Origin of the sequence: Enterococcus sp. DIV1279b (genome assembly GCF_050531515.1) — a bacterium.
Classification (GTDB): domain Bacteria; phylum Bacillota; class Bacilli; order Lactobacillales; family Enterococcaceae; genus Enterococcus_D; species Enterococcus_D casseliflavus.
On the sequence record NZ_CP172891.1, the window covers coordinates 2,335,723 to 2,360,419 of the forward strand.

Annotated in this window: 22 protein-coding genes and 2 pseudogenes; 5 read left to right on the forward strand and 19 right to left on the reverse strand. The window is 36.4% G+C overall.

The features are described 5' to 3' along the window. Positions 1-11: 11 nt before the first annotated feature. The 5 genes from IGI71_RS10910 to IGI71_RS10930 form a co-directional block, all read right to left on the reverse strand. Positions 12-2,132 carry a peptidoglycan D,D-transpeptidase FtsI family protein gene (locus IGI71_RS10910; protein WP_086295557.1) on the reverse strand — a complete coding sequence of 707 codons (2,121 nt, stop codon included), beginning with the start codon at positions 2,130-2,132 and terminating at the stop codon, positions 12-14. Positions 2,133-2,539: 407 nt separating this feature from the next. Next, on the reverse strand, positions 2,540-3,565 hold the full coding sequence (locus IGI71_RS10915; protein ID WP_074535133.1) for an LCP family protein: 1,026 nt from the start codon (positions 3,563-3,565) through the stop codon (positions 2,540-2,542). Positions 3,566-3,819: 254 nt separating this feature from the next. Further along, complete coding sequence (locus IGI71_RS10920) at positions 3,820-4,020, reverse strand: cold-shock protein (protein ID WP_005229578.1); 201 nt, start codon at positions 4,018-4,020, stop codon at positions 3,820-3,822. Positions 4,021-4,161: 141 nt separating this feature from the next. Beyond that, positions 4,162-4,767: a superoxide dismutase gene (locus IGI71_RS10925; RefSeq protein WP_060792203.1), complete on the reverse strand. Its 606-nt coding sequence runs from the start codon at positions 4,765-4,767 to the stop codon at positions 4,162-4,164. Between the two features lie 75 nt (positions 4,768-4,842). Beyond that, complete coding sequence (locus IGI71_RS10930; protein ID WP_010749371.1) at positions 4,843-5,286, reverse strand: GtrA family protein; 444 nt, start codon at positions 5,284-5,286, stop codon at positions 4,843-4,845. Positions 5,287-5,418: 132 nt separating this feature from the next. Here IGI71_RS10930 and IGI71_RS10935 point away from each other — a divergent pair, with 132 nt between their 5' ends. Together IGI71_RS10935 and IGI71_RS10940 are read left to right on the forward strand one after the other, a co-directional pair. Then, positions 5,419-6,228 carry a DUF1189 family protein gene (locus IGI71_RS10935; protein WP_231434831.1) on the forward strand — a complete coding sequence of 270 codons (810 nt, stop codon included), beginning with the start codon at positions 5,419-5,421 and terminating at the stop codon, positions 6,226-6,228. A 26-nt stretch (positions 6,229-6,254) separates the two neighbouring features. Beyond that, positions 6,255-7,250 carry a phosphoglycerate dehydrogenase gene (locus IGI71_RS10940; RefSeq protein WP_121262294.1) on the forward strand — a complete coding sequence of 332 codons (996 nt, stop codon included), beginning with the start codon at positions 6,255-6,257 and terminating at the stop codon, positions 7,248-7,250. A 64-nt stretch (positions 7,251-7,314) separates the two neighbouring features. Here IGI71_RS10940 and IGI71_RS10945 read toward each other — a convergent pair whose 3' ends face one another. From IGI71_RS10945 to IGI71_RS11005, 13 genes are all read right to left on the reverse strand, one after another. Next, a complete protein-coding gene (locus IGI71_RS10945) occupies positions 7,315-8,259 on the reverse strand; it encodes a glycosyltransferase family 2 protein (protein ID WP_162985184.1) in 945 nt (314 codons plus the stop codon). A 57-nt stretch (positions 8,260-8,316) separates the two neighbouring features. Continuing rightward, the gene (locus IGI71_RS10950; RefSeq protein WP_005229567.1) at positions 8,317-8,616 is read right to left on the reverse strand and encodes a HesB/YadR/YfhF family protein; all 300 of its coding nucleotides are present in this window, start codon (positions 8,614-8,616) and stop codon (positions 8,317-8,319) included. A gap of 11 nt (positions 8,617-8,627) precedes the next feature. Beyond that, positions 8,628-9,293, reverse strand: a complete 666-nt coding sequence (locus IGI71_RS10955) for a potassium channel family protein (protein WP_005229566.1) — start codon at positions 9,291-9,293, stop codon at positions 8,628-8,630. An 86-nt stretch (positions 9,294-9,379) separates the two neighbouring features. Then, a complete protein-coding gene (locus IGI71_RS10960; protein ID WP_005236913.1) occupies positions 9,380-10,009 on the reverse strand; it encodes a response regulator transcription factor in 630 nt (209 codons plus the stop codon). 3 nt (positions 10,010-10,012) lie between these two features. After that, positions 10,013-11,080: a sensor histidine kinase gene (locus IGI71_RS10965; protein WP_201689550.1), complete on the reverse strand. Its 1,068-nt coding sequence runs from the start codon at positions 11,078-11,080 to the stop codon at positions 10,013-10,015. Further along, positions 11,077-11,808 carry a cell wall-active antibiotics response protein LiaF gene (gene liaF / locus IGI71_RS10970; RefSeq protein WP_010749367.1) on the reverse strand — a complete coding sequence of 244 codons (732 nt, stop codon included), beginning with the start codon at positions 11,806-11,808 and terminating at the stop codon, positions 11,077-11,079. Before liaF ends, IGI71_RS10965 begins: the two co-directional genes overlap by 4 nt. A 152-nt stretch (positions 11,809-11,960) precedes the next feature. Further along, on the reverse strand, positions 11,961-12,440 hold the full coding sequence (gene greA / locus IGI71_RS10975; protein ID WP_005229556.1) for a transcription elongation factor GreA: 480 nt from the start codon (positions 12,438-12,440) through the stop codon (positions 11,961-11,963). 115 nt (positions 12,441-12,555) lie between these two features. After that, positions 12,556-13,899, reverse strand: coding sequence for an endolytic transglycosylase MltG (mltG, locus tag IGI71_RS10980; RefSeq protein WP_231434832.1), 1,344 nt, complete (start codon positions 13,897-13,899; stop codon positions 12,556-12,558). A gap of 61 nt (positions 13,900-13,960) precedes the next feature. Then, positions 13,961-15,493 carry a lipopolysaccharide biosynthesis protein gene (locus IGI71_RS10985; RefSeq protein WP_010749364.1) on the reverse strand — a complete coding sequence of 511 codons (1,533 nt, stop codon included), beginning with the start codon at positions 15,491-15,493 and terminating at the stop codon, positions 13,961-13,963. 88 nt (positions 15,494-15,581) lie between these two features. Next, complete coding sequence (locus IGI71_RS10990) at positions 15,582-16,688, reverse strand: glycosyltransferase (protein ID WP_060792199.1); 1,107 nt, start codon at positions 16,686-16,688, stop codon at positions 15,582-15,584. Beyond that, entirely contained in the window at positions 16,685-17,041 is a 357-nt protein-coding gene (locus IGI71_RS10995; RefSeq protein WP_060792198.1) for a DUF2304 domain-containing protein, read from the reverse strand. The genes IGI71_RS10990 and IGI71_RS10995 overlap by 4 nt, the downstream gene beginning before the upstream one ends. Position 17,042: 1 nt before the next feature. Next, a complete protein-coding gene (locus tag IGI71_RS11000; protein ID WP_051095375.1) occupies positions 17,043-17,819 on the reverse strand; it encodes a glycosyltransferase family 2 protein in 777 nt (258 codons plus the stop codon). Next, positions 17,788-18,570 (reverse strand): glycosyltransferase family 2 protein, encoded by a 783-nt coding sequence (locus IGI71_RS11005; protein ID WP_060792197.1) that lies wholly within the window; start codon positions 18,568-18,570, stop codon positions 17,788-17,790. The genes IGI71_RS11000 and IGI71_RS11005 overlap by 32 nt, the downstream gene beginning before the upstream one ends. A 236-nt stretch (positions 18,571-18,806) precedes the next feature. Here IGI71_RS11005 and IGI71_RS11010 point away from each other — a divergent pair, with 236 nt between their 5' ends. The 3 genes and pseudogenes from IGI71_RS11010 (at position 18,807) to IGI71_RS11020 (ending at position 23,210) form a co-directional block, all read left to right on the forward strand. Next, positions 18,807-20,609, forward strand: a complete 1,803-nt coding sequence (locus tag IGI71_RS11010) for an LTA synthase family protein (protein WP_071859262.1) — start codon at positions 18,807-18,809, stop codon at positions 20,607-20,609. A gap of 806 nt (positions 20,610-21,415) precedes the next feature. Further along, positions 21,416-21,769, forward strand: a pseudogene (locus IGI71_RS11015) (transposase); the annotation flags it as partial. Between the two features lie 146 nt (positions 21,770-21,915). Then, a pseudogene (locus IGI71_RS11020) lies at positions 21,916-23,210 on the forward strand (ISL3 family transposase). A gap of 169 nt (positions 23,211-23,379) precedes the next feature. Here IGI71_RS11020 and IGI71_RS11025 read toward each other — a convergent pair. Continuing rightward, entirely contained in the window at positions 23,380-24,690 is a 1,311-nt protein-coding gene (locus tag IGI71_RS11025) for a DUF2142 domain-containing protein (RefSeq protein ID WP_060792928.1), read from the reverse strand. Between the last annotated feature and the right edge of the window lie 7 nt (positions 24,691-24,697).

Here is a 24,697-nt window from a genome sequence, read left to right on the forward strand (position 1 = left end):
CGATTTTTTGTTTATTTCATATACAAGTCGTAATAAGCATCCATGATCTCTTTCGCGATTTGAATATTTGGATGCGTATCGGTGTCTCCTTTTAATTGAGGCATCACGATCGCAATCGCAATATCCGCATCACTACTTGGACCGTAGGCAACGATGTTTAAGTTAACTAAGCTGATGGTATTGCCATTACTATCCACGATGGGTGTTTCGGCAGTACCTGTTTTGGCAGAGACTTCCATTTTCGCAGAAGCCAAGCCTTTGGCAGTTGCCCAAGCATCCGTTCCATGAACCGCATCGTAAAAACCATTTTGGATAATTTGCATTTGCGCATCTGATAAACCAACCTCGTTCAATACCGTTGGTTCGATGTCCTCAATCAGCGAACCTAGTCCGCCTGTTTCATCATTGTCGTAGATTCCGTCAACGATGTGAGGCTGCAATCTTTTGCCACCATTAGCAACAGTTGCTGCATATTGTGCCAGTTGCAGTGTCGTATAAGTATCAAACTGGCCGAATGCTAAGTCGAGGATCTTTCCGCCATCACTGACAGGATCCATGTTCTCAATGGATGTGCTGATACCAGTTGCTTCTCCTGGTAAATCGATACCTGTTTCAGTTCCCATACCAAAAGAGGCAAAAGAGGAACGGAGTTTTTCGTAGACATCCCCTTGACGATCCACTGTTGGAATCGAGATGCCTGACTGATAATTGATGCCCATCAAACGTAAAGCGACTTGCATCATATAGGAGTTAGAAGAAACTTCCAATGACTGCTCCGCAGAAAGATTGCGATTATTTGCCCCAGTTGGGTTGAAAATAGAGGCTTTTACATCGGAGCCGATTCTGATTGGTTGATCCAGCAGCACTTCGTTGCCGTTTAAGACGCCATTTTCCCAACCGGCAGCCAAGGTTCCTGCTTTGACGACGGACCCTGGTACAAAGGAATTAATAAAGGTACCAATGGCATTTTCCTGCATTTCATTTGATCCCGTGTCATGATGATACCCGGACATGGAAAGGACACCGCCGGTTTTCGGATTTAACGCCACTGCGTATACCCCTGGGGAATACTCTGCAGCACCAGAATCAATCAGTTTTTGAAAATTGTCTTGCAAAATCTTGTCAACTTTCGCTTGAAATTCAGCATCGAGTGTTAAAACCAGATTATCCCCCTTTGCGCCTGCAAAGGTTTCTTTTTGACTTTCAATATTGTTGTTGTTGTCAAGCGATATTTCAGAGATGGATTTTGTTCCTTGTAAAACTTCTTCATATTGCTGTTCTAAATAACTACGTCCAACGCGATCATTACGTGCGTAACCTTTTTCTAAGAATTCATCTAGAACTTCTTCAGGTATTCCTTGTTCTTCACTAGTCACCGTTCCGATCAAACTAGCCAGAGAACTTCCTTCAACGATCTTTCGTGTCCAATCGGTCCCGGTGGAGATTCCTGGTAAATCGACCATGTTTTCAGCAACAACTGCCAATTCTTGGTCAGACACATCCGACGTCTTAATAAAGACCGTACTCAAGGATTGTGCGCTGTTCATCCGCTTGAAAATCGTGGCTGCTTCTAATTCGGCATCGGAAAAATTGATTTCTTCTTCAGTCACTTTCTCAACGGTTGCCGCATATTGTTCAGAAGTACCTAAAGAACGCTCTTCATCACTCAATCGTTCAGTTGCTTTTTCAAGATTGTCTTCATCTGCCAACCAAAAGTCCTTAAGATCTCGATCAGACAAGTTTTTGTCGACTGGCATTTCGATCAACTCGCTCAATTTTTTGGCCGTTTCTAAAAGATCTTGAGCGGTCATTTTGTTTCCACGGGTAAAAGTGATTGCTGCATTGGCTTGATTTTCCACTAAAGCTTTCCCAGAAGCATCGTAAATCATACCCCGAGGGGCACTTCCTTTTACTTCCACTACAGATGAAGCTTTCAATTGCTGCTCAATATTTTCGCCATTGACGATCTGTAGATAGCCTAATTGGACAATCAATGATACAAACAAAGCAAATATAATAAAAAACAAAAAGTTCAATCGAAATGGAACATGAGATTTGCGATACGATTTGGCCTTTGGTTCTTCTGGCCCCTTACGTATCCCTTGGACAACTTTATCTTTCAAATTCTTCATCTCATCTATCCTTCCAATCTATAATGACTACTGTCCTATTTTACCAAAAAATTCGATCTGAAACAGAAAAAACAAAAAATATCCATTAATCCTTAGAAAAAACTATAAAAACTCAACGATATCTGCCTGAATGTTTCACAGATAGATTGTTTCATTTTCACTCTTTCATGAAAAAATTGTTTTTTTAAGCTTTCTTCTGTTTTTTCATTTGTTGATTTCGTGAAACAAGATATACATTTCAGTTTTTGTGGAAAACTAGATCGATTGAAGCGATGGGATCTTTCATATAAACGAAAAATCGACACACAAGCAGTTGCCCATGTATCGATTCCGCTATCCTATCAAACAGTTGAAGGAGATGTGTAAAGCGACACACCCTCAAATGATCGAAAGACAGCTATATGGTTTTATTCACTCGCATCCTCACCATCGGAAAACACTGCACTGTCATCATAGAACTGATAGTTCACATAGCCTTGCGTATGTTCATCTCCTTGTGAAAGCTGATTGTTTGGAGGGAGGGCCAGTTGTTCTCTGAGTGTATTTTGCATGTGTAAGAGCTGATTGACCCCTAAAAGCTGATAGTAGACATCATTCAACATTTGCCCTTCCCCTTGCAGCTGCTCTTGATGAATCGTCGTAAAAGCCGGTAAATAGTTTTTTCCGATATCCAGCATATCGTCCCATGTCAGATCCGTCTTTGAATTTTTCTCAACTGCTTTTAATATTTTCTGATAATTATTGACTCCGTCCAAACTCATTATTTTTTTTAGAATTTTTGTTACGACCTCACGTTGTCTTTTCTGCCGACCAATATCTCCTTCTGGGTCTTCTTTACGCATGCGTGCATAAGCTAGACCAGTTTTCCCATTTAAAGTGATTTTTCCTTTTGGAACATGAACCCCCTCTAGCGTAAAGTCGATATCATTCGTTACTTTGATCCCACCAACTGCATCAATCAAATCTCTCAGGCCTTGCATGTTGATTGTCACATAATGATCAATCGGTATATCCAAAAGATTTTCCACAGAATCCATTGCCATGGCTTCTCCGCCAAAAGCATATGCGTGATTTAACTTATCTAGCGTTCCATACCCGACGATTTGAGTAAATATATCCCTATCCAAGCTAACAATCGTAGATTGCTTTTTTTCTGGATTTACTGTAACAACCATCATGCTGTCTGAACGGCCTTGTTCGGTCCTTCCTAAAGCTCCGGTATCAATTCCTAGTAACAAGATGGAAAAAGGTTCTCTTTTTTCAATGTTGACAGTTTCTGAACGCCTTTTTGTTTTTCGATCTACTGGTTTAGAAATATGTTCAAAAGTTGAACTTGTATCTTTATAAACTTGCAAGCCGTACACAGTTAATCCGATAATTCCCAGGACTAAAATCCCTAATGTTCCTATTACTATTCTTTGATATTTTCGCATCTTGCACCTCGTCCGATAAAAATAACAATCGACTAAATTTTCGCATAATTTATATCATACAGCAATCTCATTTGTTATAAAACTTTTGTTTTAATAAAAATGTAATGTAAATGAAACAAAACGAAAGTATCCCTCACTTGAAGGAAAGAAATAATTTTCTCATTCTTTTCCTTCATGGTTTTGCCAGAAACTAGCTAGGACGAAAAAAACCTTGCTTAGCTGCAAGGTTTTCAGTCGATTCTGTAATTAAGTAATTAGACTTTGGTTACTTCCGCTGCCTGCGGTCCGCGGGCACCTTCAACGATCGTAAATTCAACTTCTTGTCCTTCTTCAAGCGATTTAAAACCATCTCCTTGAATGGCAGAGAAGTGAACAAATACATCATCGCCACCATCAACTGTAATAAAACCAAACCCTTTTTCGTTGTTGAACCATTTTACTTTCCCATGTTCCATAGTGTGTAAAGCCTCCAATAATTATAATCCGACGATTCCGTCGATTTCATTATAGCGGAATATGTAAGCGTTAGCAATAACGAAATTTCTTTCCATCAACAAAAAAGAAGCCCTTAGACAGGCTTCTTCCTAATAGTTTGATTAAGCTTTTGCGAAATATTCGTTCACTTTATCCCAGTTAACAACACTCCAGAAAGCATTGATGTACTCTGGACGAACATTTTTATATTTTAAGTAATACGCATGTTCCCAAACATCTAAACCTAAAACAGGTGTTTGACCATCCATCAATGGTGAATCTTGATTCGCTGTTGAAGTGATTGCTAGTTTACCGTCTTTAACGACTAACCATGCCCAACCTGAACCAAAACGTCCAGTTGCAGCAGTTTTAAATTCTTCTTTAAAGTCTTCAAAGCTGCCGAATGTTTCTTCAATTGCCTCTTTGATCGCCCCAGTAGGTTCGCCACCAGCATTTGGGCCTAAGATTTCCCAGAAGAACGTGTGGTTAGCATGGCCGCCGCCATTGTTGCGAACCGCTGTTTGAATATCTTCAGGTACAGAAGAAAAGTCTGCTAATAATTCTTCAACTGTTTTTTCACCTAATTCAGGATGTTTTTCAATCGCTGCATTTAAGTTTGTTACATAAGTGTTGTGGTGTTTATCATGATGCAAATGCATCGTTTCTTCATCAATATATGGTTCCAATGCATCGTATGCGTAAGGTAAATCTGGTAATGTGTAAGTCATAAAAAAATCCTCCTCAATGATAATGTTTACATAAGTAACATTATCAGACTATCAGACTTTGTTCAAAAAATATGCTTACTTTTTCTCACTTTTTTTCGTATTGAAAATCAAAAATTTACTAAATACATAATTTGCCAAAACAACAACGACTTGGGTGACCAGCTTGGCAACAAGATCGCCGGTAGCTAAAACTGAGATAAAGAAATACATACAGAGCATGTCCAAGCCTAATGATATAACGCGAAAAAAAATGAACTTTCCAAATGCCGCCCAAGACTCTTGCTTCGTTTTTGTTTTTGCTTCGAAGACCCATAACTTATTTGTAAAGTAAGCGAATAAAACTGAAGCGATCCAAGAAATCACATTCGCTGTCTGGTAATAAAAACCAAACCCTTCACGAAAAATAAGATAGACGACAATATTGACTACGGTGGTCAAACCACCAAAAAATAAATACGTGAGTGGCTCCCACAGTTTTTTTTGTTGTAAGATTTGTTTGTATTCAATTAACTTTTGCATACATATGCCTACTTTCATTACTTTATTTACTTATTCAATAGATATTTGGCTCTTTTTTTGTGAATTCCTTGTAATCCTAAGAACCCTTCGTTACAATTACTCTAGTTATACCACAAAGGAGTTTATCAGCAAATGACTATCGTCCAACTATTTAAAATTGCTTTTTTTCGAATACCAGAACTAAAATTCGTCAAAAAAGCAGAGTTTTCCAAAGTGATCGTTTTTCTATTAGGTGCAGCCGTGATGATGGCTTTGCCAATTACCATCAATGTCTTAGGCGTCTTTCGTGATGTGCAAGCAGATGGACAAAAAATCGGAGAAACAATTCCTGATTTCACGATCGAAAATGGACAGCTTTCTGCCGCTCCAAATACGCAAGGATTCATCTATCAAACCGATTCGATCATCTTTACTTTTGATCCTGATGGCAATCGTACACCAGCGGATATTGCATCTGATGTCACCGGCTCGGTGATCGCAGTAGGTTTGTTAAAAGATCAGCTGGTCATTCGTATCCCTTCTTCTGGTTTCTCAACGTCTATGTTAGACTCAAACCAATTAGAATTTGATTATAGTGAACCAGCACTGCGTAGTCTTAACGGTCAGGCGATTCGTGAAACCTTATCCAACCAAGCGATCCCATGGCTGATAAAAATCATTGTCTTTTTTGTCGCCTTATATCCCACGTTTGTCAGCTTACTGATCACCTTAATCATGGGAACCTTTATTGCAACGATCTATACGAAATTGAAGCTATTCTCTTATACCTTTTTCGAAAATTTAAAGATTCTCATTGTCTGTGCTGCATTGCCTACACTCATTAGTGTTATTGTACAACTAGCGCTGCCTTCCTTTGATGCTACCACCTTTATTTTGTTTGGTTCCCTATTCTTATTTACACAAGGTGTCAAAGATTCCCCAAAAATACAATTAAAAAAATGATCTATGCCATGTTCAATTCATTGAACATGGCTTTTTTCTCATTCTTTGCTACACTTAAGATACAAGGAGGCTTGGCAATGAAAAAAATAATCTTAGCCACTCGCAACTTTCGCGACACTTATGTGGAACAAATGGAAAAAGACTATCAATTTCTCGTGTACTCAAAGGACCAAGCAATTGATTGGTCACAAGTAGAAATCACTATCGGTTGGAAACCAGCATGGAACGAACACCTGTTAACCGAAAAAACAAATTTGAAATGGGTCCAAGCGATTTCGGCTGGTGTGGACACCTTGCCATTAAAAGAGTTTGCAAAATACGACATTCTCTTATCAAATGGCAGTGGCATCCACGCAGAATCGATTACAGACCATTTATTGGCTTTGCTCTTTATGGAAAACCGCGGGATTTTCCAAGCAATCCAACAACAAAGAAAACAACAATGGGCACCGGATACGATTCCTTATGCAAAGCTATCTGATCAAGAGATTTTGATCGTTGGTACGGGACAAATAGGCCAAAGATTAGCCAAAGCATTAACCTTTTTTGGTGTACATCCGATTGGCATTAATACAAGCGGCCATGAGGTGGCGGGTATTGAAAAAACGTTTGCGTTATCTGACTTACACGATTGCGCAAAAACCGCCGATTGCATCATCAATATTCTTCCACTGACAGAAGAAACCACACATTTGTATGAGGAAGCCTTCTTTGCACAAATGAAGCCTTCCGCTTCATTTTATAATGTCGGTCGCGGTCCTAGCGTGGATACTGCCGCATTAACAAAGGCTTTAGAGAAAAAGCAGCTGGCATTTGCCGCACTAGATGTTTTTGAAGAGGAACCTCTACCAGAAAATGATCCGCTATGGCATACCGAAAACCTGTTGATTACTCCTCATATCTCAGGACACACGCCCCATTTTCAAAAGGCATTTATGGATATTTTCTTAGCGAATTTCCAACAATTTTTAACGAAACAAGAACTTGTAAAAAATGAGATAAACTTAAATAAGGGATACTAACAAATTCTTTCCACAAAAAAAGTGTACAGTTGAAGGCAGCCCCTTCAGATTGTACACTTTTATTTTATCGTAGTTTTTCTTGGTCTTTTTCGGTTTCTTTCAAGAAGTACAAAGGTCTATTTTTAGTCTCTAAGAAAATTTTTCCAATATACTTGCCGATGATCCCTAAACAAAGCAATTGCAAACCACCAACAAATAAAAAGATACTGACCATTGAAGGCCACCCTGATGTCGGATCTCCAAAAATAAAGGTTCTTATCACAATAAAGATCAAAGCAATCAGAGAACCAAAACAGGAAAGCGCACCAATAAACGAGGCGATATTCAAAGGCGTATCTGAAAAGTTGACGATACCGTCAATCGAATATTGGAATAACTTCCAAAATGACCAGGACGTCTCACCCGCTACCCTTTCCCGATTCTCATAGGCGATGTATTCAGTGTCAAACCCAACCCAGCTGAAGATCCCTTTTGAAAAGCGATTGTACTCTGACAGCTGTAAAACCGCGTCAACCATATTTCGACGCATCAAACGAAAATCTCGCGCACCGTTTACCATTTCGGTATCGGCAATTTTGTTGATGATGTTATAGAACGAGTTCGAAAAAAAACTGCGAATCTTTGGCTCACCTTTTCTATCGGCACGTCTCGTCCCCACACAGTCAAGCTCTGGTTTACTTCTTAGCAAAGCAAACATTTCAGGTAGTAATGACGGCGGATCTTGTAAATCTGCATCCATTACAGTGACAAAATCGCCTCTAGCAGCTTGTAGCCCCGCATAAAGAGCAGCTTCTTTGCCAAAGTTTCTCGAAAAAGATAGATAGCGAACACTTTTAGGGTGGGCGTGATACAAGTCTCTTAAAACAGACAGAGTTTGATCTGAAGACCCGTCATTAACAAAAATATATTCAAAAGGCATATTTAAGTGTTTCTTCACTTTTTCTGTTTCTTCAAAGAAAATCGGCAAGCTTGCCTCTTCATTAAAACAAGGTACAACAATTGATAACATCGGTTTCATCTCCTAGAGCCAATCGTGGGAAATCGGTCAGCTGGGACCGAATCCACATTATTTTTTATCTTCGCTAAAATCATATTTCGGTTCATCTAACGTTTCATCATAGTCCACAGTTAGATCATAGCCTTTGAAAAACCATTCGTCTGCTTCATCAATAAAAAAAAGCAAGCCATCAATGGTTTGTTCGACGATCGGACGTTCTGGTTTATCCACTGACATTCCCACGGAAAATCCGTCATGCACTTGTGTTTTGCCATAAATTTTTCCGAAAAAACGAATCCCGCTTCCTTGGTCTACCACCAATTCTTTTTTAAACCATTGCATTGCTTCAGGACTTATTGTTAAGTTCATTTTCTTCACTCCTAATCATTCATATGTTCATCAAGTATATCTACATCATCTGTATTACCGATCACGAGTAAATTGTCATTTTCACGCACGATCGCCTCTGCATCAGGCGAAACGATCACTTGTCCTGGTCCCCGACGAATCGCAACGACTGTCAAACCATACTTTTGTCGAAAATTCAGCTCAATCAGGGATTTATTGAAAAAGCGTGGATTGGACACACGAATTTCTGCTAGAGAAAATTCATCAGATAGTTCAATATAATCTAAAATATTTTTGGAAACTAGATTATGGGCGATGCGAATCCCCATGTCACGTTCGGGATGGACGACACGGTCTGCGCCGAGTTTTTCCAGTACACGGGCATGGTATTCGTTTTGGGCTTTCGCTAAGATATTAGGAACACCCATTTCTTTAACCATCAGTGTGACCAATATACTGGCTTGAATATCCTCACCAATCGCAACAATGACATGGTCAAAGTTACGGATACCCAATGAACGTAACGTCATCTCATCTTGTGCGTTGCCGACCACCGCATGGGTGGCGATATTCATGTACTCATTGACACGATCTTCGTTGCTATCGATCGCCAGTACTTCTTGTCCAGATTCAATCAACGTGCGACAAATACTGCCACCAAAACGGCCCAGACCGATTATTGCATAATTTTGCTTCACCACAAACGCTCCTTTTTTACCAGATCATAATTTAGTATAACAAAAACCTCCTCTGCTTGCCATGAGGAGGTATGATTATTAAGATTTTATTTTATCAAACCATGTTTAAAAGCATATATCGTAGCTTGTGTACGATCTTCTACTTCTAATTTTGATAAGATATTTGACACATGTGTCTTCACTGTTTTCAGCGTAATGAAGAGTGAATCCGCAATCTCTTGATTGCTCTTTCCTTCGGCGATCAACAGTAACACTTCTTGTTCCCGATTGGTCAAATCTTCATGTAGGATCGGTGTCCGATTCGTCAAACGATCCATCATTTTCGTGGTGACTTCGGGTTCTAAGACCCGCTCTCCTCGCTGGGTTGCACGAATGGCTTCCGCAATCTCATGAGCAGTAGACGTCTTTAACAGGTAACCTGCCGCACCCGCTTCAATAGCAGGATAGACTTTTTCGTCATCAATAAAACTAGTGACAATAATGATTTTTGCTTCGGGCCAATCATTTAAAATCAATTTCGTAGATTCGATCCCATCCATTTCATCCATCACCAAATCCATCAAAATCACATCTGGACGTAATTCCAATGCCTTTTCATACCCGACTCGACCATTTTCCGCTTCCCCAATTACTTCTATATCATCTTGAATCGATAGATAAGAAGAGACTCCCAGACGAACCATTTCATGGTCATCAACTAACAACACTTTAATCATACCTTATGCCTCCTTCAACAGTGGAACTTTAATTTCAATACTGGTTCCTTGATTTTTAAAACTAATAATTTTCAACGTTCCGCCAACGGCACTTACCCGTTCTCGGATATTCATCAAGCCATAGCTGCCGGCCTTTTGATCTTGTGGATCAAAGCCAACACCGTCATCGATCACCCGCAACAACACGTTATTATCAATGCGATGCAAGTAAACTTCCAACTCATTAGCCTTGGCGTGACGCAGTGTATTAGATAAGAGTTCTTGGATCACACGAAAGAGTTGATCTTCAATCGAACTAGGCATCGTAAAGTCTTCAATATCCCAAGTCAATAGAATTTTGATTTTGGTCTCTAATTCTTTTAACAATTGCTCGATTCCTTGCTTTAGACTCTTCCCTTCCAAAGTAACAGGTCGTAGATGAAGCAAGAGCGCTCGCATTTCAGATTGCGAAGCATTGATAATGTCTGTGACCATAGCTAACTGTTTCTTTTGGCTTTCTGGCGCATCTGTTCGAATCGCTTGCTCATTTAGTGCAGACATCATCATCATGGCGGCAAACAGCTGTTGAGAAACAGAGTCGTGCAATTCACGAGCCAGACGCTGCCTTTCTGCTTCTAAAATCTCTTCTTTCGTCTGACCATCAACAAACTGCGGTTTCGCATTCAATTGCTGTAATTCCATCGACATCTGTTTCATCTTCGATTGGATACTGGCAATATCACGATCCACATTCGCAATCAAATGGTTTTCAGACGCATGGGGGATTTTTGTTTCCAATAAAGGACTATCGATATAGCCACTGGCTAACAGTCTTAACTTTTCTTCCACCGGACCGTATTGACGGTTGCGAAAAAAAGAAGTCAGTAAAAAGACAGCTAAAGCAATCAATGCAGATATTACAAGTAAGTGAAAGACGATTGGGATAAAGAAGAGCTTGATTTGAAAGACTTCAATCAGCCAATTATTTTTCCCACTGGCATACAAATAGGAAAACAGCATCAAAATCATGGTAAAAAAACTTGCTAATCCTGCATAAAAAGCGATCATGCCTCTTGAAAATTTCCCGATCATACCCGAATCACCTCAACATCACCAACAAGGGTATTCGTCAAGATTTTCAAACGCCGACTATTTTCGCCATAATCAGGGCTGTAGATCGTCACTTTTTCATTTTTCAAGCTCGTTTCTTCGCCTTCAAAGATAACGGAGCCAATAAAAGTACTGTGCTCTAATTTGATCGCTATACCAGCAGGCACTAAAATACGAGTTCTGCCAAAGCCTTTTCGTACGATCACGACGTTTTCTTTCTTAGGCAATAAAGTGTTGCCTAGATCGATGAAAGTGTCTCCCGTCAAGATATCTAAATTGATATCGTCCCATTCATAGACTTGACTGCCGATCCGTTCATTGCCTAACCATTGCTGCTTTTGTTTCAGTGGATGATCAGCTTTGGGTTCTTCAGTTTCAACGATAATCATTTGTTTTTTGCGCCAGAACGAATTTTTAGTTAAGTCGATTCCGGTAATCTCGACTCCTTTTAAACCAATAAATAAAATCGCAAAAATCAGCATCAGCCACAGTGCTGGACTATTTAACAAACTGATCAAAATAGCAATGGAACTTGAGACCATCAAGAAATTTTTAAAATTGCTCTTGCGCTCACTTCGGTTCACAAGGACCAAGCACGTCACACCAAGTATTAATAAAAATAATAATGGCGGATTAGATAAAATTTGCCATACCGCAAAAAGCAGTAAGAGCGCTTCAACAATAAAGAAAAAACGCCAAGGACTTTTCATTCAAGCTCCTCCTCTTAGTAATTCTACTCTATCATACCTGAAAAAAATGGTTTGTCCATCCGTCGCTGGTCCGAAAAAAGACCCTGTTTGATCAAATTCCCTAAAGGAGAATGAACAACAGGGTCAACTAGATTGATCGAGTGATCAAGCAATTAGCTTTTCTTTACTTCTGTGATTCTTACTTGCATATCTCCGCCTGGCGTTGAGATCGTCACTTCATCATTGACTTTTTTCCCAATCAAGGCACGAGCGATTGGTGAATCATTGGAAATTTTACCAGAAAATGGATCTGCTTCAGCACTACCGACGATCATGTACTCTTCTTCGTCACCATCAGGCAACTCAACAAAAATAACTGTTTTTCCGATGGAAACTTCATCAGAGTCTACACCCTCATTATCAATGATCTCTGCAAAACGAATCATATTTTCTAAAGTAGTGATTCGGCCTTCGACAAACGCTTGTTCATCTTTAGCAGACTCATACTCTGAGTTTTCGGATAAATCGCCAAAACTGCGGGCTACCTTGATACGTTCAATGATTTCGCCGCGTTTTACCGTTTTCAATTCTTCTAATTCTTGTTCTAGCTTTTCTTTTCCTTCAAGTGTCATTGGGTAAACTTTTTCTACCATAGTTCTTTTCTCCTTTTAGTAACTTCTAATAAATCGCAAAAGGTAATCTTTTGCGATGAGTCCACAAAAGATTACCATGCTTTTTTTTAAATGTAAACTATAAACCTATGAAAATTTAATTTGAGGTATTGTTTACATATTGTTCCACTAATTGCATATGCTGTTCATAGGTTTCCGCAAAGTAAACTTCTTGGGTTTGAATGTCAGCAACGAAATAATAGTAGTTGTTCGGTGTTGGATCTAAGACCGCTTGGATCGCTGCTTCACTTGGATTGTTGAATGGTCCAGGTCCGTAGCCAGTATGCACATAGAGATTATAAGGAGAGTCAACTTGAGTGTCCTCATAAGTAACTAGCTCTTTGTGCTCACCTAACGCGTATAGAATCGAAATATCCGATTGCAGCGGCATATCAATCGCTAAACGATTGAAGAATACCTGTGCGATATTTTTACGATCTTCTAGCTTACTACCCTCTTTCTCAACAAGTGATGCCAAAGTAAGGACTTCTTGAACCGTCATTTCTTTTTGAGCGATTTGATCGAAATATTTTGACAAGACTGAATTTGATTTATCCACCATTTGGGTAACGACTTCTTCTAGGGTATTTCCCGTATAGTAGTCGTAAGTTGCTGGGAACAAGTATCCTTCTAGTCGGTAACGCACACCTTGCGCATCGCCGGCACTTGCTAAAAGCTCAGGATAGGTTTCTTTCATTTTTTCAAAGAACTCATCGCTTTCCATCAAAGCTAAGAAATCGTCTTTCGAGATATTCGTTGCTTCCGCTAGAGCATCACCGATTTGATCAACATCAAATCCTTCTGGAATCGTCACTTTTGCATCAGAGGTGACCGAGCCCTCGCCATTTTGCAACTGCTCACTTATCGCTTCCAGTGTCATATTTGGTGAAAAATGATATGTTCCTGCTTGAAAGCCCGTCAGATTATTAAATTTTGTGTAATAATTAAAAATCATTCCACTTTTAATAATGTTCTCATCCTCTAAGATTTCACCAATTGCTTTATTCGAAGAACCGCTTGGAATAACAATCGTCACCATCTCAGTATCATCGGGATCTAATGGCTGCAAACTTGAAGTAACATATCGATAAGCTGAGAAACCTAATATTCCGCCGATTACTAAGAAAACAAGAACAACAATCAACACGATCTTATTAACTATTTTGTCTTCCTTGCTGCGCTGCAATCTGCGTTGGTTTTTCCCCGTTAAATCGTCATTATTTGGGTCTATTTTATTATTGTGACCAAAAGCTTTACTTTGGCTTCTAGAGCCTTTTTCTTTCTCTGTGCTTTCTTTATTCGACCGAGAAATGATTGATTGACGCTCTTCTTGCTGAGAATTCAATTCGCTTCCTATATCCCGTTCTTTGTTTTGGTTTGACTCTAAAGACTTTAAAACTTCGTCTTTAAACGATTTTTCTGGATGCTGTTGTTTAGACAAAACAACTCCTCCTTAAATTCTTCTTAATTAAATGATATCACTAGTGAAACTGTTTTAGAAATTAATTATGTTTTTTTCTTAAAACAAGGTGTAGGAACCAACGAAATTCTCTTCGTTTAATATTAATAGCAATAAATGAAGATATTAATATTGTACTTGTGATTAAAATTTGGAGAATAAAACCTTGAAATCCTCTAAGCTCTGATGTCAATAGAGCTGTTACAATTGCCAATATTAAGCCTATTACTGTTGTGCCATAATTTTTAACAGCTAATATTGCAAACTTTTTAAACGGTTCAGAAAAACCATGTTTGTATAAAACATATGGTTCAAACCAACATGAAATCGTTATGCTGGATATGATGGTTCCTAACAAAACCCCATCAACGCCTAGATGGAACACTGTGATGAAAAGTATAGAAAGTCCCAAATTCACTATAGATTCGAAAACCGGTTTATACTTCTGGTACCATGCCAATCCATAAGCATCAATAAAGCTAAGCGCACTTTTCCTCGAAATTGTTATAGAAAAATTTAAAACAATTAATATTACTGTAAAAAAACTAAACGTAAATTTACTGCCAAGCCAAAGAATAATAAATGGGTTAAACAACACAATCAAATAGAAACTACAAAAGTAGCCGATAGAATGAACAAAAAAAAGATGATTTTCAAACATACGCACTGAATCTGAACGGGAACCAGTTATTCCGACGTTTCCAATTGTAGCGGTCATTGAATTAATAATCTGATTGATTAAATTTGTAACGGAAGTAACTATTAACGTGTAGTTCACATACATTCCTACTTGAGATAAACCTATAAAAATTGAAATAAGGATGTTGTCAGTTCCGTTAACAACCATAGTTCCTATTTTATTGGTAAATTGACCAATTGTGTTTTTCTTTATTTCAGATTTTAAATTTTGCGGCAACTGTGTATCACTGGGTTTATCCTTAAGATAAGGAAACTTTTTATCCGCTATAAAAGAAATACTTAGATTAGCAGCTATCGTACTTAAAAGTTGAAAGATCAGATACGCAGTAAAGCTACTATATAGCATTATAGCAAAACAACTTGAGATTTGAAACATCATCCAATATAAAAAGTCATTTGAAGCTACTATATAGTTCTTTTGATCTGCTATAATTATACTTCTTTTATAAGTGAAGAAATATGACACTACTGTATTTGATAAAAACAATAAATAATACAAATACAGATGATCAATCTGAGCAGAACTATCTACGATAAAGGGTAAAAAAGGGATTAGAACGAGCCCTAGTCCTGCAATTATTAAGCCAATCAAAGTATATATTTTTTTATAAAATTTCATCAGAATTTTCACTAGTTCGACTTCATTTTCCGCTAAAGGTTTATAAAGCGAAAAAATCAAGGCAGGTCCTATCCCTAGCTCAGCAACAGATAGAACCATCAAAATATTACTTATTACACCATTGAATCCCAGTATTTCAACACCTAAGAATTTAATAAAAAGAGTTCTTGTAACAAAACTCATAATCATCTGAATTACAAAAATAACTCCAGTGATAAATGAGTTCTTAAATAAGTTTTTTGTTTGATTATTTTCCATTAGAATCCTTTCAACTAAATAAATTTTATTTTCTTTACTCAATATCTCGCTGATTGAACCATTGGATAGCAAACCAACAAAGTAAAATTTATTTTCTTTTAGTCTCTCGTTCTTTTAAATAATCCACCACAGGCTGAAACGTTTTTTCAAACGTATAGTTTGACTTACCATATTTGTATATGAAGTTTGTCAGTTCTTTCTTCGACATGTTTTTTCTCAAAGAATCATACCATTCAACGACTTTTTCAATATCTAGCGGTGTATCGTCATTGGGAATTTTGTAATAAAAAGATAAATTTTCTGAATCCAGCTCTGTTTTAACCCCTGATATAATAGGTAAACCTTTTGCTAAATATTCCTTTCCTTTTAAACTACTATTATAAAAAACACCCGATCTATGACGAGCCAAAGAGTCAATTCCAATATCTGCTGTCTGATAAAATCGATCTAAATCGGAAAATGCTATTCTACCATGAAACGTAACCTTGTCTTCTAATTGATATTTTTTAACCAATTGTTCATATTCTTTAAGCACAGGACCATCACCAACTAGTTGAAACTGAATCTGGCGTTGTGATTTACTTGATTGATAATAATTATTCAACCCTTCGATGACTCTATCATAACCATGGTAAAAGCATAGCGCAGCTACGCCTAAGAGTTGTATTGAATCACTCGAACATTTAATTAATGGCGGACGCTCCGGAAAGTCGTATGCATTTGAAATATTTAAGCATGGAATATCATAGATTTTTTTATCGTCGGAATAAGTAACGAACAAATCAACATACAATTTCAACTTAGGAACCCATAATTTTTCTTTGCTTTTTATAATCCATTTAAGCAAACCCTTGAATTCATTTATGTAAGGATATGTCGGAATTTCCATAATAATAAGAATCTGCGGATTCTGTAATTTTATTTTAGTTAATAAGTCAATAACACTTTTGTCTAAGACGGCGCCTTTTCTTATATAAACAAAGTCATATTCAATCCAATTAATATTATCAGACATAAAATATTGTTTAGAAAAAAATGGGATAACATTGCGAATTAGGTGAAATATATTTCTCTTGGGATTAATCGCCTTATATATAGTAAAATTGTTCTTTTCAAATTCTTCGATTTGTTTATAGATTTTTTTCTCTATACCACCAGCATGCGATAAATCTTGCGATAGATATACGCCTCTCATTGTTTCTCCTTTTTTAATTTATTTATTTCATGTTTTAAAAGTGACAATTGCTGTGTCAATGTTTTAATTTGACGTTGGGTATTTATCAAGGCAATACTGCTTGTTAAAGCAATAAATAACAAAAAAGCAGTTAATGTAAACAATGCTAATGAAGTCAGTGTGGTGATACCAAATGAGTGAGCAATTTTTGTTCCTAAACTGGGAAACAAAGCGCCAAAAATCATGATTACGCTTAAAAATAACCACTTATTCATTTGTCTGACTTCTGCATGATCTTTCCGAATTAAAAATATCGTTAACAATAAAAAACCAATTGCTAAAAAAATAGCAATTATTTGGAGCTGTATTGGCATATTACTTATCCTCCCTCTCAATCAAAGAAGCAATCAATATAGAGATCGAAACATTAAACATATAGGCAACTGAGTCCAACAAATGAATGCTTGATTTCCCACTAGTCCTCTCAAACATTCTAACGCCGACTTCTTTTACTCTAATGTTTTTCGCAATTAAATGCATATAACTCTCAGGTTCTGGATATTGACTTGGGTATCTACTAACAAATTGTTCTATAACTTTTCTGTTGCCCGCTCGATAACCGCTTGTAACATCCTTTATTCTTAGACCAGTCAGCATATAAATTAAATTGGATAAAATTTTTATTCCTGCCTGCCTGGCACCAGTGGATTTAAAACTAGATTTACTATCAGAAACAAATCTTGAACCAACAGTAAAATCAGCTACGTCATTTATGAGAGGCTCTATCAAATTAGGTAGACTTTGAATATCATGCTGTCCATCCCCATCAAACTGAACAGCGATGTCGTAATCATTTTCTAAAGCATAAATGTACCCGGTCTGAACTGCTCCACCAATACCAAGATTATTAACAAGTTCAACATGGTTGATATCATTTTTTCGAAGGATTTCTTCTTCATTGTCAGTTGAGCCGTCGTTTATTACAATGTAATCAAGGATATATTTATAATTTTTTCTATAATCATTTACTTTGCGGATAACATCTTCAATACCGTCCGCCTCATTATAGGCTGGAATGATTAACAATATTTTGGGATTCAATTTTATCTCATCCTTATTTTCATAGTTGATTGCTCTTTTGGTTATTAACATAATATTTCATCAATAACTTCGCAATAGTCTTTCCCCAGTAACGTTGGTACAATTCGTATTCCTCAGCTTCTCTTGTCTTTGAAACTGTATTAACCGTTGTTTCTGATTCTGAGTGGATACGATGATACATCAAACGTTCAGGAATGTATAATATTTCTCCATGGCGCTTCATTATGCGTTCCCAAGCATCCCAATCAACCGCCATTCTTAAAGATTCATTAAAAGAAAAATCTTTTAACCGATCTAAATCATATGATACAGCTGGGCAACATATAAAATTACCAAAAGCATATATTCTGCGCTGATATTTCTTGTATGGCAACAAACTCAGTAAATGCAATCCGAAGGTCTTTATTTTCAAATTAACATTCCGTTCTCTTATGTTGTCTTGCTCATCAATTTCTTCATAATCACAAAATACTATATTAAGATTATTGTTTTCTTCGAAAGAATTCAATATTTTTTCTCCATAGTTTGACAAGTAGAGATCGTCTTGATGAATAATTGTCGCATATCTTGTTTCTACCACAGACAAAGCATTGTTCCAATCCTTTCCAATACTGCCTCCCTCTTTTATAAATAAAGGGATCCCATATTGTCCAGAAATTTTCTTTATATATTCGTTTGGCGTGCTTGTGTACATTATTATCTTGGAATTATTATTTAAAACACTCGTCTGATTCTTACAAGATTCAATACATTTTATTAAAAATGGCGATTCCTTATATGCACAAATTACAAAGGTATGCATTCTCTTCCCCTTTCCTATTCTAGAGCTGCCGCTACAAACTCAATCTTTAAAATTATACTCGACTTCTAAATAAATCTCAATAATCAAATAAAATATATAACCTTTTCTTACTTTATCATACTTCATCTTTTTAAGATTGTATTTAATGAAATAATTTACTTAATCGAAGATTTATATTAAACTTTTTGCTAACGACACTTATTTCTAAAACAGTTTTTTCTGGGAGGATTTTTTAAATGCTTATAAGCCTGGGTCTTTTTTTTATTTTGTTTTTTTACTGTCGCTCTACCTTTTTGAAGCGGCTTTTTTTCGCTTTTTTTATTGCTAGCTTTCATTTCACCCTTAGTACTTTTATTTCATCCAATTTTACTCGAGTCGTACTTTTTTTAGAAAGGGTTTCAGAAAATGGTACGGTTGTAAGGACCATACTCTCATTAGTCCTTGCGATAATTTTCTATGCAATTTTTAGATTTGGTTCAAACTATTGGCTTGAGAAACCTATAAAGATTGATAAAAAATATGTTGCACTTTCACTACTACTGATATTGTTGACATTTTTAGGTTTTTTGGCCTCTAATAGCGCCTATTGGACTAAAAGCTACTTCGGAAACGTTGGAATAGATGAAATTTTTTATACACTTTCTCAACCGCTAACTGGAACTGATCAAGGACAGATTTACGCATATCTTTTAGGTCCTTTACTAAACTCTATAGTCATTACACAAATTATCATCATTCTACTCTATTTCATGATTATGATTCGTTCTTCGAAAACCACTAGAATAGTCAAATTTTCAAAAAAATCATGCTTTCTTTCTATTTTTTTTACAGTAATTTTATTGTTAGCAAATATAGTATTAGGCCTTAATAAACTTGGTTTTAATGAATTGAAAGCTTACTTTTTTGAAAAATCAACTATATATGAAGATTTTTATGTTGATCCAAATTCGATTTCTATAACTTTTCCTGAGGACAAGAGAAACTTGATTTATATTTTTGTTGAGTCCTTAGAGACAACTTATCTTTCGTCAGCTGTTGGAGGCGCCCAACAAGAAAATTTAATGCCTAATATCACAGAACTCTCATATTCAGATGGACTAAATTTCTCCAACCAAAAGCTGTTAGGGGGGGCAATTCAAGTTCCTGGTGTTGGATTTACGGTAGGAGGAATGGTTGGACAAAGCACAGGCGTGCCTTTACGTGTGACCGGCGGATATAGTGAAAACGACTATGGCAATACTGAACATTTCATGCCAGGAATTACCTCTATAGGTGACATATTACATGACAACGGATATAACCAAATTTTATTATTGGGGTCAGACGCCGATTTTGGCGGTAGGAAGAAATTTTATGAGCAACATGGAGACTACGAGATACGGGATTATAATTATGCTAATGACCATGGTTGGATACCAAAAGATAGAAAAGTATGGTGGGGATATGAGGATGAGAAACTCTTTGAATTTGCGAAAAACACACTTTTGGAACAAGCATCACTAGACCAGCCATTTAATTTGACTATGCTAACGGCAGATACTCATTTTCCAGATGGATACAAAAATGAAAATACACCTGAGATTTTTGATGAACAGCTTAGCAATGTTATTTATTATTCGGATCAGATGATTGGCGACTTTATTGCTTGGATAAAAGCACAGCCATTTTATGAAAATACAACTATTGTTATTGCTGGAGACCATTTAAATATGGACCAAGGTTACTTCGCTTCAATAGAAGAAACTTACCAGAGAACGGTTTTTAATTTATTCATCAACTCTCCTATTACTACATTAAATAACACTGAGCGTCAATTTAGCACACTCGATCTTTTCCCTACAACATTGGCCGCACTAGGCGTACAAATAGAAGGCGACCGAATAGGACTAGGTACTAATTTATATTCTGATACTAATACTTTAATGGAATTCTTGGGATACGAGACATTTACCTCTGAATTAAGTAAAAACTCAAGTTTTTATAATAAGTATATAATGAAAGGTTCGGATCTTACCATAAATACAAATAGTAATAATTAGTGAAAAATATATCGATCGCTGCTGCATGGAATACTTCATAAATCGCCCCGACAAAAGCATCCAAGTGATGTTTTTGTCTTTTTTTTCGCTTGCTCAAAGCAACATGTCAGAAAGATCACTTTCTTGTTAGCTATATGATTAAGTAGTTTTTGAAATAATATATTCTGATAGAAATCTAATATTTTTTTTAAACACGATTCAAAATCCAAAAATATTTTGCTGGTCTAATCTATAAACTCTTTTTTCAAATAACAACAATATTTCACATCCGCTCTTAAAATAAAAAATATATAGTAGCAACTGGAAGAGGGGAGATTTTTCTTGATTGTCCACAACCACTTTTTATGTATCAGCCAAATTACACTTTCTAAGGTGACCTGCATGACAGAATTGCAAGTCAATCATAATATCCTCTCGTTTATACTACTTTTGTACATAAAAAAGTTTTCTTAAAATACCTTTTTTACATCGATTCTTTAAAGAGCGATTATTACTTTAATATTTATTAAATCAACTATATTGTGAGTAGAGGTAAATTAAAAAAGAATGCTGCTTGATTTATCACCTTTTTTTATTTTAATCATAATATAATTATATGAATATTTTTTTGGTAAAAAAGCGAAATTTTATTTTAACAGACTTCTTATAATCCCATTATCTATAAAGTGAAAATTAAAAGCATTTCAAGTTTCCTGTTACAACATGACATCAAAAGATATTTATATCATGTAATGAGAATAAGGCTTTCTATTTCTCAACCGCCTAATCATTCTCCTCAAAAAATCAGCCTCTATAATTTTTATGGGACAGAAACGATGATGATTGATCGATTGCTTGACTTTTCTACGCCCTGGAAGGAGGCGTATCCCTTTTTTCATGAATTAGTTGAAGCCTTTCGAGACAAAGACCCTGACTTATTTTTCTCCTTATTGGCAGAACTTCCCGAAACGTTAGATGACAGCTTTCGGGAAAAGTTTCAAAACCTCCTTACCTATGAAGAAGGCATCACCAACGCAATGATCTATCCTTATTCCAATGGAAAAATAGAAGCGAAGAATACCCACATAAAGACAATGAAACGAGTATCCTACGGATTTAAATCATTCGAGAACATGAGAATTAGAATCTTTTTGATCAATCAATTAATCAATGTGAGATAACAAAAAATCTGACTCTATAATTTATGGGACTGATGAATCAGAATTGATTCTTCAGTCCCATTTTCATTTTAGGTATTAAAAAATATATCGTTCTCTAGTATGATTAAATCACCACAAAATAAACAACTGAGAGAACGATATGCTATATGAATGATTCTATCAAAAAAATGCTGAGAATAATAGAGAAAGATTTGATGATTACAGAGGTCTCTTACGAGACCCTTCAGAAGAAAAAGACGTTGGTCGTCGATGCGGTTCTCTCGCCTACTCCTCGTGCTTGTAGAAGTTGTGGTACTACTGTGGTAGATGGAAACGGGAAAGCAATTATAGTGAAAAATGGAAAAAAGGAAACGATTGTCCGTTTTGAACAATACAATCATATGCCTTTGGTTATGCGCCTAAAAAGCAACGCTATACCTGTAAAAACTGTCGCACCCATTGGACGGCTCAAAGTTATTTTGTCCAACCCAGACATTCAATCGCAAATCATGTTAGATATAAAATTGCTTCTTTACTAACTGAAAAAGTATCTTTATCTTTTATTGCGAAAAGCTGTCAGGTATCTTTGACCACCGTTATTCGTACGTTGAAAGAGTTTAAAAGCTATTTGCCAAAGCAATCTAAAATGATTCTCCCCAGTGTATTGATGGTTGATGAATTTCGTTCGCACGCTTCCATAGAAGATAAGATGAGCTTTATTTGCGCAGATGGCGAAACAGGAAAATTAATTGATGTTTTGCCTACGCGTAAATTACCCCGATTAACAAGCTATTTCTTAGGTTGTACCAATCCAGAAGAAGTAGAATTCTTGGTTACAGACATGAACGCTGCCTACTTCCAGCTCACCAAACGTGTTCTGCCAAATGCGAAAGTAGTGATTGATCGGTTTCATATTGTCAAACACATGAATCAAGCGTTCAATGAGTTGCGTATCCGTGAAATGAATGAACTTCGTAAAGCTGGGCAGAAAAGCCATGCAGAAAAACTGAAAAAGAACTGGCGCTTTTTGCTAAAAAATCGTGCAAACATCAACCATTATGAATACAAAACATGGAAAAGTTTCCGAGCACCAAAATACCCATTTCTTACTGAAGCAATGATGATTGATCGTTTGCTTGAGTTTTCTACGCCCCTGAAGGAGGCGTATCCCTTTTTTCATGAATTAGTTGAAGCCTTTCGAGACAAAGACCCTGACTTATTTTTCTCCATATTGGCAGAACTTCCCGAAACGTTAGATGACGGCTTTCGGGAGAAGCTTCAAAACCTTCTGACCTATGAAGAAGGCATCACCAACGCAATGATCTATCCTTATTCCAATGGAAAAATAGAAGCGAAGAATACCCACATAAAGACAATGAAACGAGTATCCTACGGATTTAAATCATTCGAGAACATGAGAATTAGAATCTTTTTGATCAATCAATTAATCAATGTAAGATAACAAAAAATCTGAGCCAGAATGTGGTTCATTCTGACCCAGATTTGATTTTACACAACTCATTTCATCTATTATTGAAAAAACAGAATTAGCAAATTTCTATACTGAAAATGAATTAGAAAAGAAAAAAAACTAATCTAAAGATAAGCAACCCTGTTCATAAGTTCTCCCATCATAAAAACCAATAAGTATCCAAAACCAAGCCTGTAGAAACAATAAAATTGAATACTAAAGTTAATATTATAGCAAACCTTAATAGCTTTTCACTCATCTCGACTTTTATGCTATCTTTTAATGAGATGAAAAAAGGAACAAGAAAAATAAGAAACGGAGTAAAGTATCTCCCTTGTGCACCTACCGAAATTATTGCATTCTCTCCTAATACTAGCGGTGTCCAAGCATAGTACATTCCAGCGATTATAGCCAAAATTTGAATTACAATGATTGCTAACGATGAAAATCCGAATATTTTCTTGATTTCAAAATCACTATTCAGAGCAGAAATAAAAGCCAATAAAGCTACATCTATAAAAATAATCCACAAAGGGATTTCTACCGAAAACAACCCAATATAACCAAACATACCCACGGTTAAAATGCTGTTTAAATGTCCATTTAGATTATTATTAAATAGAGTTCTCACCAAAACGAGCAGTAATTCTTTAATTCCCTGTATACCACCAAACATTTTAATACCTACTAATCCCCCAAGAACAAGCAAAAGGACGATCAGTATATATTTGTATTTGAAGATCAACTTTCTTATATGCTGATTAACTTTCTCCAAAGGAGAAAGTTTTCCTGCTAATATGAAATTGATTGGGAACAGAAGCAATAGAAATAAAAAGTTATTACTTTTCGTAATATATAGTGCTAGAGCAAATAGCAAAATTTGAAACAACTTTTTTAAATTGATTTGAGGATTTTCAATCATTAAGCTTAAAAAGGCAAAAAAGCCAAGAATCGCTACGAAGTTTGCAGCATCATAAGATAATGATCCTGCTTGTTGAACCATTATAGGGAGTAAAGATAAAAGCACCATCGACCATTTACCGTATCTAGTCTTTGTAATAATTAAATACATACTGGCTATATAAAATACAGCGTTAAATAAGCGTCCCAATGTTACCATTACGCCTATTGATGGATAAACAATGCTTCCTAGTATCATTCCTAAAACTTGCGGAATATGCATAATTCTTTTCAACTCAAAGCTTGGTTGAAATTTTTCCTCGGATAAATCAATTTTTTCCGTAAACAACTGTTTATATTCACTTTTGTTAATTTCAGTATCTGCACTAACACTATTCATCCAATCAAAACTCGTGTCAGTTCTTACAAATATTGAATTCCATGCCATTCTCGCATGGTTCATCTCATCGGGCACTCTATTAATAGGCATTAAAAATACCGAAATCCCTATAAATAGAGTTGCTAGTACGAGAAAAATCCCTTGCGGTTCTCGTAATTTGTTTCGAACCATTATTTTA

Bases quoted from the DNA above. Each gene is read 5' to 3' on its own strand.
- IGI71_RS10910 (WP_086295557.1), bottom strand. From the start codon at position 2,132: ATGAAGAATTTGAAAGATAAAGTTGTCCAAGGGATACGTAAGGGGCCA.
- IGI71_RS10915 (WP_074535133.1), bottom strand. From the start codon at position 3,565: ATGCGAAAATATCAAAGAATAGTAATAGGAACATTAGGGATTTTAGTC.
- IGI71_RS10920 (WP_005229578.1), bottom strand. From the start codon at position 4,020: ATGGAACATGGGAAAGTAAAATGGTTCAACAACGAAAAAGGGTTTGGT.
- IGI71_RS10925 (WP_060792203.1), bottom strand. From the start codon at position 4,767: ATGACTTACACATTACCAGATTTACCTTACGCATACGATGCATTGGAA.
- IGI71_RS10930 (WP_010749371.1), bottom strand. From the start codon at position 5,286: ATGCAAAAGTTAATTGAATACAAACAAATCTTACAACAAAAAAAACTG.
- IGI71_RS10935 (WP_231434831.1), top strand. From the start codon at position 5,419: ATGACTATCGTCCAACTATTTAAAATTGCTTTTTTTCGAATACCAGAA.
- IGI71_RS10940 (WP_121262294.1), top strand. From the start codon at position 6,255: ATGGCTTTTTTCTCATTCTTTGCTACACTTAAGATACAAGGAGGCTTG.
- IGI71_RS10945 (WP_162985184.1), bottom strand. From the start codon at position 8,259: ATGTTATCAATTGTTGTACCTTGTTTTAATGAAGAGGCAAGCTTGCCG.
- IGI71_RS10950 (WP_005229567.1), bottom strand. From the start codon at position 8,616: ATGAACTTAACAATAAGTCCTGAAGCAATGCAATGGTTTAAAAAAGAA.
- IGI71_RS10960 (WP_005236913.1), bottom strand. From the start codon at position 10,009: ATGATTAAAGTGTTGTTAGTTGATGACCATGAAATGGTTCGTCTGGGA.
- IGI71_RS10965 (WP_201689550.1), bottom strand. From the start codon at position 11,080: ATGATCGGGAAATTTTCAAGAGGCATGATCGCTTTTTATGCAGGATTA.
- liaF (WP_010749367.1), bottom strand. From the start codon at position 11,808: ATGAAAAGTCCTTGGCGTTTTTTCTTTATTGTTGAAGCGCTCTTACTG.
- greA (WP_005229556.1), bottom strand. From the start codon at position 12,440: ATGGTAGAAAAAGTTTACCCAATGACACTTGAAGGAAAAGAAAAGCTA.
- IGI71_RS10985 (WP_010749364.1), bottom strand. From the start codon at position 15,493: ATGGAAAATAATCAAACAAAAAACTTATTTAAGAACTCATTTATCACT.
- IGI71_RS10990 (WP_060792199.1), bottom strand. From the start codon at position 16,688: ATGAGAGGCGTATATCTATCGCAAGATTTATCGCATGCTGGTGGTATA.
- IGI71_RS10995 (WP_060792198.1), bottom strand. From the start codon at position 17,041: ATGCCAATACAGCTCCAAATAATTGCTATTTTTTTAGCAATTGGTTTT.
- IGI71_RS11000 (WP_051095375.1), bottom strand. From the start codon at position 17,819: ATGTTAATAACCAAAAGAGCAATCAACTATGAAAATAAGGATGAGATA.
- IGI71_RS11005 (WP_060792197.1), bottom strand. From the start codon at position 18,570: ATGCATACCTTTGTAATTTGTGCATATAAGGAATCGCCATTTTTAATA.
- IGI71_RS11010 (WP_071859262.1), top strand. From the start codon at position 18,807: ATGCTTATAAGCCTGGGTCTTTTTTTTATTTTGTTTTTTTACTGTCGC.
- IGI71_RS11025 (WP_060792928.1), bottom strand. From the start codon at position 24,690: ATGGTTCGAAACAAATTACGAGAACCGCAAGGGATTTTTCTCGTACTA.